We start from the raw sequence: 14,521 nt of genomic DNA, 5'->3' as shown, positions 1-14,521 counted from the left end.
TTTGCCGCCATGCTTCCGCCGGAGCCGGAGCCGGAGCCGGAGCCGGAGCCGGAGCCGGAGCCCGGCACGACCACCGCTCCTCGGCTGCCGGACCGAGGCTGGCGGGGCGCCGCCGGGAGTGGGACGATTCGTACGAAGCGACTACGGTTCCGCGTCGGCGCACCGGCTCCCGGCGGGGACCCCCGTCGAACGGAGAAGGCGCCATGCCCGTCATCACCGAAACCATCGACATCTCCCGCAGGCCCGCGGAGGTCTTCTCCTACGTGACCGAGCCGACGCACCTGCCCGAGTGGCAGGAGAGCGCGCTCTCGGTCCGCAAGATCGGCGACGCCCCCATGGCGGTCGGCTCCAAGGCCGCCGTCACCCGCCGGATCGGCAAGCGGGAGTTCACCTCGGTCATGCAGGTCATCGAGTGGGAGCCGCCGAGGCACTGGCACGTGCACGGCATCGACGGCCCCGTGCGCGGTGACGTCCAGGGCACCGTCGAACCGCTGGACGACGGCGAGCACTGCCGCCTGACCCTCTCCCTCGACTTCGAGGGACACGGCGTCGGCAAGGCCCTGGTCCCCCTCGTCGTCCGCCCCCAGGCGAGGAGGGAGACGCCGAAGGACGAACTGACCCTCAAGAGCATCCTGGAGAGCGACGCGACCGACTGACGGCGGGTCCTCGGTCCGTGGGGACCGGCCGTTCGAAGAAGGTCTCCAGGGACACCGTCGCCTGCGTGCCGCTCACGCCCTCGATCGCGTACAGCCGGCGCAGCACGTCCTGGAGCTGCACCGTGGTCGCGGTGCGCACCTTCACCAGGACCGAGGCGCTCCCGGCGATGACGTGGGCCTCCTGGATCTCGGGGATCGCGGCGAACGCCGCCGCCGAGTCCCCGATCCAGGAGGACGAGTCGACCATGACGAAGGCGAGCACGTCCTGCCCGAGCGCGGCGGGATCGACGTCCACGGTGGTGCGGCGGATGACGCCGCGCTCCCGCAGCTTCCGCACCCGCTCGTGCGCGGCGCCGGCCGACAGACCGACCGCCTTGCCCAGCACCGCGTACGCCTGTGTGGCGTCCCGCTGCAGCTCGGCGAGCAGCGCCCGGTCGATGGCGTCCACGGTCCCCTCCGTCATTCCCGGCTCCCCTCCGTCGTTCCCATGCCGGAAACATACGTCAGTAGTGACTGTTCATCGCCGTGCGCACCTCGGCGAGGGTCCCGTCGGCGACCGACCGGGCCCGTTCGTTGCCCTCGCGCAGGACCCGGCGCAGGTACGCGCGGTCCCGGGCGTACTCCGCGCGGCGGGACCGGATCGGCGCCAGGTACTCGTTGACCGACTCCGTCACGGTCCGCTTCAGCGCGGCGGCGCCCGCGGAACCGATGTCGGCGGCGACCTCCTCCGGGGTGCGGCCCTGGCAGAGGGCCGCGAGCAGGAGGAGGGACGCCACCTCGGGCCGGCCTGTCGGATCGTAGGAGACGTGACGCTCGGAGTCGGTCTTCGCGCCCTTGATCAGCCGGGCCGTCTCGTCGGCGTCGGCGGCGAGCGCGATGGCGTTGCCCCGGCTCTTGCTCATCTTGGAGCCGTCCGTTCCGAGCAGCAGCGGGGCGTCGGACAGCAGGGCGTCGGGCTCGGGGAAGACGGCGCCGTAGCGGTCGTTGAAGCGGCGGGCGACGGTCCGGGTGATCTCCAGGTGCGGCAGCTGGTCCTGGCCGACGGGGACGAGGTTCGCCTTGCAGAACAGGATGTCGGCGGCCTGGTGGACGGGATAGGTGAACATCAGGCCGCTGACGGCGGACTGACGGGAGTGGGCGATCTCGTCCTTGACGGTGGGGTTGCGGTTCAGCTCGGCCACCGACACGAGGCTGAGGAAGGGCAGCAGCAGCTGGTTCAGGGCGGGGACGGCGCTGTGGGTGAAGACCGTGCTGCGCTCCGGGTCCACACCGATCGCGAGGTGGTCGAGCACCAGCTCCTCGACGTGCCGGGTGAGGTCGTCCGCCACGTCGCGGTCGGTCAGGACCTGGTAGTCCGCGATGATCACGAACAGCTCCACCCCCAGGTCCTGGAGCCGGACCCGGTTGTGCAGGGTGCCGAAGTAGTGTCCCAGGTGCAGCCGCCCGGTGGGGCGGTCGCCGGTCAGGACGCGGAAGCGCCCCGGGTTCTCACGGATCCGCCGCTCCAGGACCGCGCTGCGGGTCCGTGCGGCGGACGTGCCGAGGGCGTCGTCGGTGGCGGGGGAGGTGGGGGCGAGGACGGTCATGGCGTCTCCTGGTGTGGGTCGGTGGCGCCGTCGGGACGACAGGACCCATGAGCCGGGAAACGCAAAAGGGCCGTTCGTCCGAACGGCCCGGTCGTGCGCGAGGGGTGGCCGCTCCTAGGAGGAGCGCCACCAGCTGAGGCACGACGACAGATGCATGGAGCCATGGTAGCGCCCCGCGGCCGGTACCGCGGGGCGTTTCGGCCAGGACCCGCCGGGAGCCGTCAGGACAGCAGGACCGGGAGGGCGAAGAGGTCGTTCTGGGTGACGACCGGCTTGTTGCGGAGCTCCTCGCGCGGCACCGCGAGGCGCAGCTCCGGGAAGCGCCCGTACAGGGCGGGGAGCGCCACCGACGCCTCCAGCCGGGAGAGCGCCGCCCCCGGACACACGTGCGGGCCGTGGCCGAAGGAGATGTGCCGGTTCGGCGTCCGCGTCACGTCGAACTCGCCCGCCGTCGGCCCGTGCTGCTCCTCGTCCCGGCCGATCGCGCCGAACGACACGATCAGCGCCTCGCCCTTCGGCAGGACCCGGTCACCGACCTCGATGTCCTCGGTGGCGAAGCGGATCAGCACGTGCGAGGTGGGCGTCGACCAGCGCAGGGTCTCCTCGATCACGTTCTCCCACGGCACCTCGCCCTTGAGCACCAGGGCCCGCTGCTCGGGGTGGGTCTCCAGGGCGACCACGGCGTTCACGATCAGGCTGATCGTCGTCTCGTGCCCGGCCGCCACCATCAGCTGGAGGGTGTTGGTGATCTCCTCCGTGGTCAGCCGGTCACCGCCCTCCGACGCCTCGATCAGCGCGCTCGTCAGGTCGTCGCCCGGATTCTCCGCCTTGCCCGCCACGATCCCCGCGAACAGCGTGCCCAGGTCCGCCATCATCTGCGGAACCTCCTCGGGCGGCGTCTGCGTCGAGAAGAACTTGTCGAACAGCGCCTTCATCCGCGGGTGGTCGGCCGGGTCGACGCCCATCAGCTCGCCCACCACGTTCATCGGCAGCGGGTACGCGAACTCCGCCTTCAGGTCCACGACCTCCCCGGCCGGCCGCTCGGCCAGCCGGTCGAGCATCCCCCCGGTGAGCGTCTCGATGCCCGACCGCAGCCGCTCCACCCGACGCGCCGTCAGCGCCTGCGCGACCAGCGAGCGCAGCCTCCGGTGCTCCTCGCCGTCGACGGTCAGCATCGACCGGCCGGGGTTGGCGAGACCGATCAGCGGCCAGTCCAGGGGTATCTCGCCGCGCTGCCACGCACCCCAGACGTCGATGTCCTTGACGAGGCGGGCGTCGGTGAGCAGCTTGCGCGCCTCGGCGTGCCGGGTGACGGCCCAGCAGGGCACCCCGCCGGGCAGGACGACACGGGCCAGCGGGCCGGCGGCACGCAGCCGGGCGCTCTCGCCGTCGAGGTCGGTGACGAAGGGGTCCAGCTCGATCACATCGGTGCCGGACGCGGCGGTGTGGTCGTACGGGCAGCTCATCCGAGGGCTCCAAGGGCGGGGGTCGGGGTGTACGTCACGGGGAGCGCGGTCAGACCGCGCAGCCAGGGGGAGGGGCGGCGGGCGAGGGCGCCCTCGGCGACCGCGAGGTCCACGTCCGGCAGCCGGTCGAGCAGCACCTCGATCCCCGTCCGGGCGATCGTCTCGGCGACCTCCTGCGCGGAGAACGGGCAGCGGTGCTCGCCGTGACCGAAGGAGAGGTGGGCGTTGTTGCCGCCGGTGAACGCGCCGGAGTCGGTGCGCACGTGCGGATCGGAGTTGGCCGCGGCCAGACCGAGCAGCAGCAGGTCGCCGCGGCCGATCCGCCGTCCGCCGAGGTGGGTGTCGCGCGAGGCCCACCGCCCGGCGACGTTCTGCGTCGGGGTGTCCTCCCACAGCACCTCGTTCATCGCCTCGCCGACGCTGTGCCGGCCGCCGGCGAGCGAGGCCGCGAACCGGTCGTCGGTGAGCATCAGGCGCAGCGAGTTGCCGATCCAGTCGGCGGTCGGCTGGTGGCCCGCGGCCATCATCACCATGAGGTCCTGGGCGATCTCCTCGACGGTGAAACCGGCGGTGTTGGCGAGCATCCGGGAGGCGACGTCGTCCCCCGGCGCCTCGGCCTTGGCGGCGAGCAGCGCGAACATCGACTCGGCCAGGTGGCGCTGGCCCTCCAGCGCGCCCTCCTGACCGTTGATCATGTCGTTCATGGCGGTGACGAGGCCGGGGCCCTGCTCGTCGGCGAAGCCGTAGCAGCTGGCGAGGACCCGCACCGGCAGGAGCATCGCGTACTCGGCGATGATGTCGCAGGAGCCCTTGCCGCACAGCCCGTCGATGAGCTCGTCGGCGAAGCGCTCGGCCCGCTCCCGCAGGACGAACGGGTCGATCGCCTCCAGGGCGTCGGAGATCACCCCGGCCCGCTCGCGGTGCCGCTCGCCGACGGTGTAGAGGACGGACGGCTGCTTGCGGCCGATCATCGGCAGCAGCGGCCAGTCCGCCGGAATGGCGTCCCACTGGTTCCACAGCTCGGAGTCGCGGGAGAAGAGGACCGGGTCGCTGGTGACCTGGTGCAGCTCGCGGTAGCCGAGGACCAGCCAGGCGGGCACGTCCCCGTCGAGCAGGACGGGGGCGACGGCCCCGTGCTCGCGTCGTATCTGCCGGTACAGCTCGGTGGGGTCGGTCTGGAACCGGGGGCCGCTCAGCGGGACCGGCTGGGGCTCGGGGAGGGTCACGGGGTGGGCTCCGGGATCGGGTGGGGGGTCGGCCGCGAGGCCGCGACGACGGTCCGCAGGTGCTCCACGAGCGAGATCAGCACCTGCTTGCTGGACTCGCGCGACCGGGCGTCGCAGAAGACCAGCGGCACCTCGTCGGCGAGGTCGAGGGCCTCGCGGATCTGGGCGGGGGTGTGGGCGGGGCCGCCGAAGTCGTTGCAGGCGACGACGAACGGCGTGCCGTGGTGCTCCAGGCGGTCGATCGCGTACCAGGAGTCGGCCAGGCGCCGCGTGTCGACCAGGACGACCGCGCCGAGCGTCCCGGAGAACAGCCGGTCCCACAGGAACCAGAAGCGCTCCTGGCCGGGCGCCCCGAACAGGTACAGGACGTTGTGCGCGTCCAGCGAGATCCGGCCGAAGTCGAAGGCGACGGTGGTGGCCGTCTTCGCGGCGACGCCGACGGTGTCGTCGACGCCCTCGCCGGCCTGGGTCATGGTCTCCTCGGTGTTCAGCGGACGGATCTCGCTGACCGAGCGGACCAGGGTGGTCTTGCCGACTCCGAAACCGCCGACGACGACGATCTTCAGTCCGTTGTCGGCGGTGCTGTGCAGGGTCCGGCGCTGTTCAGAGGTTACGGAGTCCAACGAGCACCTGCTCCAGGATGTCGTGATCGGGAAGGCGGTACGAGGCGCGGGGGTGCCGCGCGCTGATCCGGCCGGTGTCGTGCAGGTCGGCGAGGAGGATCCGCGTGATCGACACCGGCAGGCCGAGCCCCGCCGCCACCTCCACCACCGCCGTGGGGAAGCGGCACATGCGCAGGATGGCGGCGTGCTCGGACTGCATGCCGGCGACCGGGTCGCTCTCGGAGACCACGAGGGTCACCAGGTCGAAGGCGTCGGACCCGGCGCGGCTGCGTCCGCCGGTCAGGGTGTAGAGCCGGTCGGGAGAGTCGTCCCGGCCCGGCCTGCCGCGGCTCATCCCCGGGGCCTCGCGACCAGGTACTCGCCCAACTGCTCCACCAGCTCGGACATGTTGTGGCCCACCAGTCCGGCGTCGGCGTCCTCGTCGGCCACCAGCGCGAGGTGGGCGCCCTCGCCCGCCTCCACGATGAACAGGATGCCGCCGTAGAACTCGGCCATCGCGGAGCGGACCCCGCCCGTGCCGTCGCCGAACTCCACGGAGGCGCCGTGCGACAGGCTCTGGATGCCGGCGGAGATCGCGGCGAGCTGGTCGGCCTGGTCGACGGAGAGCTCGGGGGTGCGGCAGAGCTTGAGGCCGTCACGGGAGAGCACCAGGGCGTGACGGGTGCCCGGGGTGCGTTCCAGCAGGCCCTCCAGGAGCCAGCTGAGCTTCTCGTCGGTGGTGGTGCCGGTCATGACGGGGTGCCTTCCGGGTGCGGGGAGTTCGAGGACGGCGGCGGGGTCCGCGGTGCGGACGGCCGGCCGTCGGCGGGATCGGACGGTACGACGGGGGCGGGCGCGTCGGCGACGCGCCGGTCGGCGGGACGTCCGGCGGCGGCGGGCCCGGCGCCGGCTTCGGGAGCGGGGTGCGCGGCGGCGGCCTCGACCGCGGGTCCTTCGGCGACAAGGCCTTCGGCGGCAAGGGCTTCGGCGGTGGGCCCGCCCGCCGGGCTCTCCGCGACGGGGTGCCCGTCGGTCGTCGCCCGCGGCTCGCCCGACGGGGCGCCGGTGCCGCGGACCGCCTGACGGAAGGTGCCGAAGCGCGTGGCGGCCCCGGCCGCGGCGCCGGTGCGCGGACCCGCCGCGCGCGGCTTCGCGGAGGCCTCGGGGCCCTCGGGGTGCGCGGCGGCCATCGCCCGGCCGCGACGGCGCCGCGGCAGGCCGCTCTCGCCGAACCGGGGGTGCTCGCCGGTGCTCTCGGCCGCGCTGTCGTGGGTGGTCCCGGGCTCGGGGGCGGGCGCGTCGGGGGCCGGGACCGGCGCCGTCAGTCCGCGGCCCGTCACGGGCGGCAGGACGGCGGCGGGCGCGGCCGGCGCCTCGACGGGGGCGTGGCTGATCAGTTCCTGGGGCAGCATCAGCAGGGCGCCGGTGCCCCCGCGCGCCGAGGGACGGAACGACACGGTCAGACCGTGCTTCCGGGCCAGCCGGCCGACGACCGCCAGGCCGAGCCGGGTGCCGGAGAGACCGGCCAGGTCCTGCGCGGCCGAGCCGACCGCGGCCTCCGCGCGGCGCAGCTGCACGTCGCTCATCACCAGACCGCTGTCCTCCACGGCGATGATGACCCCGGCCGGGACCTCCTCGACGTAGACGTGGACCTCGGCGGTGGGCGGCGAGAAGTTCGCGGCGTTGTCCATCAGTTCGGCCAGGGCGTGCATGACGCCCTCGGCCGCGTGCCCGGCGACGGCCACGTCGCTGCTGGAGTGCAGCCGCACCCGCTGGTAGCCGCCGATCCGCCCCATGGCGCCGCGGAGGATCGACTCCATGACGATGGGGCGGGCCCAGCGGCGGCCGGACCGGGCGCCGGTCAGCACGGCGACGGAGTCGGCGAGCCGTCCGGCCTGCGCGGTGCGGTGGTCGAGGTGGAGCAGATCGGTCAGGACGTCCTCGTCGGCGTGCCGGTGCTCCATCTCCCGCAGGTCGGCGAGCATGCTCGTGGCCAGGGCCTGCATGCGGCCGGCCGCGTTGGCGGCGGCGGCCATGGCGGCGGACCTGCCGGACTCGGCGCGGCGCAGCTCGGCTTCGAGCCGCCGCACGTCGGCGGTCCGCGCCGCGGTCAGCTCGGCGGTGCGGGCCGTGTGGGCGCGGACCAGTTCCTCGGTCCGCGCCCGGTGGGCCGCCTCAGAGGCGGCGGCCTCCGCCTCGTACCGCTCCTTCGACGCCGCCGCCTCGCGCGCGGAGTCGGCCGCGTGCCGGGCGGCCCGGGCCTCCTGGGCGGCGAGTTCGGAGGCGAGGGACTCGACCCGCCGGCTCAGGGAGCGGGAGGTCCGCCCGTACCAGGTGACCGCGAAGGCCGCGGCCGCGAGGAGCAGGACGCCGCCGCCGGCGAACCAGCCGAGTGCGGGACGGATCTCGGCCGGCGCCGCGGCGGTCGCCGCGACGGCGAGCGCACCACCCGCGGCGGCTGTCAGCAACGAGGCGAGCAGGGCAGGGCGGAAGGGGGTGGACGGCGCCGACATCAACCAGACTCTCGAGAACAGGCACGCGGGGGGTGGGGAGTCGTAACGACGGCACTATAGATCCGATCTTGATCGGTTTGGAACCTCCCTTGATCGGATCGGTATTCAGATCGCGGAATGCGCCATCAAAAGTGATCAGTTCGACGACGCGGAAGGAGCCGCGTTGCGCCACACCGTCAGATCGAGCGTCATGTAGGTGCTCGGCGAGTCCTCCGGGGAGAAGGCCTTGACGGTGAGCAGGCCGAGGTGGCCCGTGCCCGTCGTGATGCAGACCTGACGGCCCGGTGAGAGCTTGTTCACATAGATGTTCTGGGTGAAACGGGTCTCCGCGCGGCACGCTTCGAGGGAGCCCTCCTGACCCGGGTCGAGCAGGACCAGATTGCCGCCGCTGCTCTCGGCGTCGAGGTAGCCGCCCGTGTCGTAGGAGAGTTCGTAGTTGTTGTCCTCCCCGGCCTGCGGGCGCACGTTCTCGTCCCCGAGGGTCAGGTGGTACCCGGCCGTGAGGTCGATGTCCTTGTACGTGGCCGCCTGCGGGGCGGGAGCCGTCGAGGGCTTCGGGGCCGAACTCCCCGTCCCCGTCCCCGTCCCGGTCCCCGTGCCCGTGCCCGTTCCGGTCCCCGTGCCCCCGGAGCTCCCCGTGTTCGCCGAGCCCTTCCCGCCGGACTTCCCGCCGGCGCTCGAGGACGCCGGCCCGTCCTTGTCCTTCAGCACGACGTAGGCGGTCGCGCCGCCCGCGACCGCGAAGGCGAGGACGGCGGCCAGGGCGATGACGAGGCCGCGCCCGCCGCCCTTCTTCTCCTGCCGGGGCGGCTGCGGCGGCTGATGGCCCGTCGGCCCCGGCCAGGGCTGCTGCGGATACGCGGGAGCGCCGGGGCCCTGCGTCGGCGCGTACGCGAAGGCGGGCGCCGGAGCGGGGGCGACCGGACCCGACGGAGCGACGGGGCCGACCGGGACGCCGGAGACGGTGCTCGGCGGCGGGCCGTAGCCCGGCGGCGGGGTCGACGGCGCGGAGGGCACGGCCGGCGCCGTCGGCGAGTACGCCACCGGCGGCGCGGACGGCGCGGACGGCGCGACGGTCGGCGGCGGGGGCGTCTGCGGGGGAGCGGGCGCCGCCGCCCGGGCCGCGATCTCGGCGGAGACCGCGCCCGGCAGCCAGTCCTCGGGCCGGCGCAGCACCGTCGCCGCGTTCGCGGCCTGGCAGAGCCGGATGATCTCGGAGAGCGTCGGCCGGTCCTCGGGCTCCTTCGCGAGGCAGCGCGTGACCAGTTCGGTGAGCCGCTCCGGCACGGCGCCCAGGTCCGGCTCCTCGTGCACGATCCGGTACAGCACCCCGTGCCCGGTCCCCTCCCCGAAGGCCGGGACGCCCGTCGCCGCGTACGCCGCGACCTGACCGAGCGCGAACACGTCCGTGGCCGGGGTGACCGGCCGGCCCGCCGCCTGCTCGGGCGCCATGAACGACGGCGTCCCTATGGTGACCCCACTGCCCGTCAGGGAGGTCGCGTCGGCGGCGTACGCGATGCCGAAGTCGATGACGCGGGGCCCGTCGGCGGCGAGCAGCACGTTCGAGGGCTTCAGGTCGCGGTGCACGATGCCCGCGCCGTGGATCACGTGCAGGGCCTCGGCGATGCCCGCGACGAGCAGCAGCACCGTCTCCACGGGCAGCGCGCCGTGCGCCACGACCGCGTCGGCGAGCGACGGCCCCGGCACGTACGCGGTGGCCAGCCAGGGCTGCGCGCCCTCGGGGTCCGCGTCGATGACGGGGGCGGTGAACAGCCCCTGGACGCGCTGCGCCGAGCGCACCTCCTGGGCGAACCGGCGGCGGAACTCCGCGTCCTCGCCGAACTCGGGACGGATCAGCTTGATCGCCACGGGCCGGCCGCCGGGCGTGTACGACAAATACACCTTGCCCATGCCGCCGGCGCCGAGCCGGGCGGCGAGCCGGTACCCCGCGACCGTCGTCGGGTCGTCCGCCGCCAGCGGCTGGAACACTTCGGAACCGCCCCGACCCGTTTGCTGACCGCCCATGAACCCATGTCTCCCCACGCAGAACACCGTTTTCCGGAGGGCACCCTACCGGTGGGACGCGCCCTCGGCCGCCTCCGTGGTGACCTCCGCGTCCGTCAGCCCGGCGCGCTCCGCGAGCACACCGCCCTGGAAGCGGCTCTCCGCCCCCAACTCCTCCAACAGATCGGCGATGTGACGGCGACAGGTCCGCAGCGACATCCCCATGCGCCGGGCGATCACCTCGTCCTTCGCGCCCTCCGCGAGCAGCCCCACGAGGGCCCGCCGCAGACTGGGACCGACCTCCTTGTACGCCGCCTCGCTGGTGCCCCGGAAGGGGACCGCTCCGGACCAGTGCTGCTCGAACACCCGGCAGAGGTACGCCACCACGTCGGGGTCCCGGACCAGGACCGCCCCCTCGCCCGCGCCGCCGTCGGCGCGCCGGGGCAGGAAGGCCACGGCCCGGTCGAAGACCACGGCCCGGTCGGGGAGTTCGGCCGCGGTGCGGTACTCGGCACCGGCCTCGGTGAGCCGCTCCACGTACCCCTGGGTGGACAGGCTGGTCCGCGCCGAGTGCTGGTACAGCGTGCGCATCCGCACGCCCCGGCGGAGCATCGCCACGTCCCGCTCGACGGCGTCCCCGAGGCGGTGCGCGGCCCGCCCGCCGCCCGGCTGGATGCTGAACACCTCCTCCCGGCAGCGCGCCGACTCCTCGGTCAGCATCGCGGAGGCGGACGCCATGTCGGGCAGCACGTCGAAGCCCTCCCGGCGGCCCTGTTCGCGCCGGGCGGCGCGGTAGCGCGGCATCAGGGAGTGCAGGTCGTCACGGAGCGACTGGGCGCGCGCGGCGGCCCGTGCGAGTTCCGCCTCCAGCGGCCCGACGACCTCCGCCGCCGCGGCGTCCGGGTTCACCGGGATCAGCTCCCCGGGCCGGCCGGGCGCCGGACGCAGAAGACGGAGCCGCTCCAGGGTGCGGCAGGCCGCCCCGACCTCGTCCCGGCTCAGCCCGAGGGCCGGAAGCCCGTCCGCAAGCCCGTCCGGCGCGCGGCTCGGGAGGCTGCCGCGCTCCAGTGCGTACGCGAAGACGGCGACGGCCCCGGCGTCCAGTCGAGGCATTCCGTCCACATCCACCCCAGTAGTCACACGTTTCCCCCGTGATGCGGCCCTGCTACTTCCGTGCCATGCAGGGTATTGCCAGGTCATGGCGCTGGACCAAGCGGGCTCGCCGGGGTGGACTGGGGGTGTCCGGCCGAGGGAAACCCCACCAGGCCGACCTACGGCGTGAACCCGCCGGACGCGGAGCTTCCCGCCCCGCCACCCCTCTCCCGAACCAGGAGCCGCACCATGTCCGTCGCCGCCCGCTGCTTCCTCCTCCTCGCCGTCCTGCTCGCCGGCGGAGTCACCGCCGCCACGGCCGACGGCGCACCGGAGACGACGACGCGGACGGTCGCCGGGAGCCCCATGGACACCAGCTGGGGCGACGAGCACGACCGGCCCGTGCAGTAGGAACCGCCCGGACCCCCTGCTCGCCACCCCTGCGAAACACGAGGACGAAGAGCGTGCCGTCACCCACCGCGCATTCCCCGTCCGGCCCCGGCCCCCGGCGGTCGCGCGCCGAAAGCCCCGCCGACCGGGCCCTGTTGCCCGACCTCGTGCGCGCCGTGATCGCCCGGCACGCGCCCGGCCCGACAGGACCGGCGCGGGCGGACTGGAGCGTCGAACCCGGCGAGTTCTGGTGCCACGTCGTGCCCGCCGGCGCCGCCGGGCGGGCCCAGGGCTGGAAGCTCCACGTCACGGCCACCCCGCTCTCGGCGCCCCTGGTCCTCGCCCGGTCCGCCGAGGTCCTCGTGGCCCACCGCGCGGCCTTCAAGTTCGCCGGAACCCCGGCCGGGGTCGCCGCGCTGGTGTCCGGGCGCTTCGCGCGCGGCGGGAGCGGCAAGTTCCTGACCGTGTACCCGGCCGACGACGAGCAGTTCCGGCGGCTCGCCGAGGAACTCCACCGGGCCACCGAGGGACTGCCGGGCCCCGCCGTGCTCTCCGACCGGCGCTACCGCCCCGGCAGCCAGGTCTTCTACCGGTACGGCGTGTTCAAGGGCGTCCGGGAACTGACGGCCGACGGCTCCTTCGCCGCCCGCCTCACCGACCCCGACGGCCGGCCGGTCGCCGACGAGCGCAACGCCTGGTTCAGCCCGCCCGCCTGGGCCGGAGACCCGTTCCCCGACCGCCCCGTCGCGCCCGCGCGCAGCACGGCCACCGCCAGGCCCGTCCTGCTCGGCGACCGCTTCCTCGTACGGGGCGCGATCCAGCACTCCAACAAGGGAGGGGTGTTCCGGGCCGAGGACACCCGCACCGGCGCCCAGGTCGTCGTCAAGCAGGCCCGGCCCCACGTCGGCGCCGGACTCGAAGGCCTGGACGTCCGGGACCTGCTGCGCCGCGAGGCCGCGCTGCTCGAACGGTTCGGACGGAAGCGCCCCGACCGGGTCCCCGGGCTCGTCGAGCTGTTCGAACAGCAGGGCAGCGTGTTCCTCGCCACCGAGTCGGTCCCGGGCGCGACCCTGCGGCGCACCGTCGCCGAGCACCTGGCACGGCACGGCGACGCCTGCCCCGACGACCGCACGGCCGACTCCCGGGTCCGGCAGCTCGTCGAACTCGTCGCCACCGCCCACGAACTGGGCGTCACCCTGCACGACTTCAACCCCAACAACGTCATGGTCGCCCCCGACGGCCGGCTCGTCCTCATCGACCTGGAGATGGCCGCCCCGGAAGGGGAGCGGTGGGTGCTCGGCGCCACCCCCGGCTACACCGCCCCCGAACTGCGCGCCCTCGACCAGGTGGCCCCCGCCCTGCCGCCGGGTGCCGACCTGTACGCCCTCGGCGCCACCGTCCTGCACACCCTGAGCGGCGCCGATCCGGTCTTCGCGGAGGACCTCCCGCGAGAGGCCGCCCGGCCGGACGAGCGACGCCTCGCGGACCTCGTGGACCTCCTGGCCCGCGACCACGCACGCGTACGGCGCTTCTCGCCGCTGATCCTGGGGCTGACCCGGGACGCGCCCGAAGACCGCTGGACGCTCGACCGGGCCCGGGAGTTCCTGGACGGAAGCCGTGCGGGCGCGACGGCGCCGCCGACCGTCGGCCCGCCGCCGGGGGCACGCCCGGACGCGGCGGCCACGCGCGCACGCCTCCTGCGCGACGGCATCGCCCACCTGCTGGCCACGATGCGCCCGGACGACCCCGAACGGCTGTGGGCCTCGGACTCGTTCGGGGAGACCTGCGACCCGGTGGCCCTGCAGCACGGCTCGGCCGGCGGCGTCGCCCTGCTGGCCCGGGCCCTCGGCCACTGGGACGCCGGGCTCCGCCTGCCGGAGACCGCCGCCGGACCGGCCGTGACCCGCGAGGCGCTCGCCGAAGGCCTCCGTTCCGCCGCCCGCTGGACCGCGAAGCGACAGGAGACGTTGCCGAGCGACCCGCCGGGGCTGCACTTCGGCCGCTCGGGCACCGCCTGGGCCCTGCTCGACGCCGCGCGGGCCCTGGACGACCCCGCCCTGGCGGACCGGGCCGTCGCGCTCGCCCTCGGCCTGCCGGTCCACGGGCCCAACCCGGACGTCTGCCACGGCATCGCCGGCTCGGGCCTGACCCAACTGCACTTCTGGCGCACCACCGGGGACCCGCGGTTCCTGGACCGCGCCGCCGAGGCCGCGAACGGACTGCTCGACGCGGCGCGCCGCACCCCGGAGGGGGTCTTCTGGCCGGTGCCGGAGGACTTCGGTTCCGCACTCGCCGGCGCCTGGCACTACGGCTTCGCGCACGGCGTGGCCGGGGTCGGCACCTTCCTCCTGCTCGCGGCGCGGGCCACCGGCGACGAACGGTTCCTCGCCGCGGCCACCGAGGCGGGGGCCACCCTCGCGACCGCCGCCCGCGGCGGACCGGCGGGCGCGCTCTGGCCCGTCGACCGGGCCCGCCACCTCTCCGACTCCCCGGAGCTCGCCCGGCACTGGTGCAGCGGCTCCTCCGGCGTCGGCACCTTCCTGGTCCGGCTCCGGTCGGCGACCGGCGGGGACGACGAGCTCGTACGCGACCTGGTGGACGGCGCCGCCCGCGCCGTCCGGGCGGGCCGGGTGACCGACTCGCCGGCCACCTGCCACGGGCTCGCGGGCAACGCCGAGTTCCTCCTCGACGCCGCCGTACACACGGGCGACGAGAGTCACCGCGCCGCCGCGGAGCTCCTCGTCGAACACCTCGCCGCACAGGCCGTGCTCCGCGACGGGCGGCTCCTGGTGCCCGACGAGAACCGCAGGACCGTCCTCGCAGAGTACGCCACCGGCCTCGCCGGAAGCCTGTCCCTGCTGCTGCGCCTGCGGTGCGGAGGCCCGCGCGCCTGGCTGCCCGAGGACGGGCCGGCCCACCCCTGAGTGTCCGGCGGCCCCAGGCCGCCGGCGTACCACCGAACATCCGCATCATTCGAAGGAGACCG

The 14,521-nt window shown here is 74.6% G+C and carries 13 protein-coding genes; 3 read left to right on the top strand and 10 right to left on the bottom strand.

All coding sequences use genetic code 11. The features are described 5' to 3' along the window. Window positions 1-203: 203 nt before the first annotated feature. Window positions 204-656, top strand: coding sequence for an SRPBCC family protein (locus tag IE180_RS08200; RefSeq protein ID WP_190156104.1), 453 nt, complete (start codon window positions 204-206; stop codon window positions 654-656). Here IE180_RS08200 and IE180_RS08195 read toward each other — a convergent pair. The 10 genes from IE180_RS08195 to IE180_RS08150 form a co-directional block, all read right to left on the bottom strand. Then, window positions 622-1,104 (bottom strand): Lrp/AsnC family transcriptional regulator, encoded by a 483-nt coding sequence (locus IE180_RS08195; RefSeq protein WP_190156359.1) that lies wholly within the window; start codon window positions 1,102-1,104, stop codon window positions 622-624. The two genes, IE180_RS08200 and IE180_RS08195, sit on opposite strands and share 35 nt — an antisense overlap. 55 nt (window positions 1,105-1,159) lie before the next feature. Next, the gene (trpS, locus tag IE180_RS08190) at window positions 1,160-2,242 is read right to left on the bottom strand and encodes a tryptophan--tRNA ligase (RefSeq protein WP_190156103.1); all 1,083 of its coding nucleotides are present in this window, start codon (window positions 2,240-2,242) and stop codon (window positions 1,160-1,162) included. Window positions 2,243-2,463: 221 nt separating this feature from the next. Continuing rightward, window positions 2,464-3,708, bottom strand: a complete 1,245-nt coding sequence (locus IE180_RS08185; RefSeq protein WP_190156102.1) for a cytochrome P450 family protein — start codon at window positions 3,706-3,708, stop codon at window positions 2,464-2,466. Continuing rightward, complete coding sequence (locus tag IE180_RS08180; RefSeq protein WP_190156101.1) at window positions 3,705-4,934, bottom strand: cytochrome P450; 1,230 nt, start codon at window positions 4,932-4,934, stop codon at window positions 3,705-3,707. Before IE180_RS08180 ends, IE180_RS08185 begins: the two co-directional genes overlap by 4 nt. Beyond that, on the bottom strand, window positions 4,931-5,557 hold the full coding sequence (locus IE180_RS08175) for a GTP-binding protein (RefSeq protein ID WP_093872476.1): 627 nt from the start codon (window positions 5,555-5,557) through the stop codon (window positions 4,931-4,933). Before IE180_RS08175 ends, IE180_RS08180 begins: the two co-directional genes overlap by 4 nt. After that, a complete protein-coding gene (locus IE180_RS08170; RefSeq protein WP_030690507.1) occupies window positions 5,538-5,891 on the bottom strand; it encodes a DUF742 domain-containing protein in 354 nt (117 codons plus the stop codon). Before IE180_RS08170 ends, IE180_RS08175 begins: the two co-directional genes overlap by 20 nt. Further along, complete coding sequence (locus tag IE180_RS08165) at window positions 5,888-6,289, bottom strand: roadblock/LC7 domain-containing protein (RefSeq protein WP_190156100.1); 402 nt, start codon at window positions 6,287-6,289, stop codon at window positions 5,888-5,890. Before IE180_RS08165 ends, IE180_RS08170 begins: the two co-directional genes overlap by 4 nt. Then, window positions 6,286-8,049 carry a sensor histidine kinase gene (locus IE180_RS08160; protein WP_190156099.1) on the bottom strand — a complete coding sequence of 588 codons (1,764 nt, stop codon included), beginning with the start codon at window positions 8,047-8,049 and terminating at the stop codon, window positions 6,286-6,288. The genes IE180_RS08165 and IE180_RS08160 overlap by 4 nt, the downstream gene beginning before the upstream one ends. 135 nt (window positions 8,050-8,184) lie before the next feature. Continuing rightward, window positions 8,185-10,074 carry a serine/threonine-protein kinase gene (locus tag IE180_RS08155; RefSeq protein WP_190156098.1) on the bottom strand — a complete coding sequence of 630 codons (1,890 nt, stop codon included), beginning with the start codon at window positions 10,072-10,074 and terminating at the stop codon, window positions 8,185-8,187. Between the two features lie 45 nt (window positions 10,075-10,119). Next, a complete protein-coding gene (locus IE180_RS08150) occupies window positions 10,120-11,166 on the bottom strand; it encodes a hypothetical protein (protein WP_190156097.1) in 1,047 nt (348 codons plus the stop codon). Between the two features lie 228 nt (window positions 11,167-11,394). Between IE180_RS08150 and IE180_RS08145 the strand changes: the two genes are divergently transcribed. Both IE180_RS08145 and lanL read left to right on the top strand, forming a co-directional pair. Continuing rightward, window positions 11,395-11,556 carry a hypothetical protein gene (locus IE180_RS08145; protein WP_190156096.1) on the top strand — a complete coding sequence of 54 codons (162 nt, stop codon included), beginning with the start codon at window positions 11,395-11,397 and terminating at the stop codon, window positions 11,554-11,556. A 53-nt stretch (window positions 11,557-11,609) separates the two neighbouring features. Next, window positions 11,610-14,459: a class IV lanthionine synthetase LanL gene (gene lanL, locus IE180_RS08140; RefSeq protein WP_190156095.1), complete on the top strand. Its 2,850-nt coding sequence runs from the start codon at window positions 11,610-11,612 to the stop codon at window positions 14,457-14,459. Window positions 14,460-14,521 lie beyond the last annotated feature (62 nt).

Origin of the sequence: Streptomyces litmocidini (assembly GCF_014649755.1) — a bacterium.
GTDB classification, from domain to species: Bacteria; Actinomycetota; Actinomycetes; order Streptomycetales; family Streptomycetaceae; genus Streptomyces; species Streptomyces litmocidini.
The sequence above is the reverse complement of the archived record's forward strand: the minus strand, read 5'-3'. Positions and strand labels throughout refer to the sequence as shown.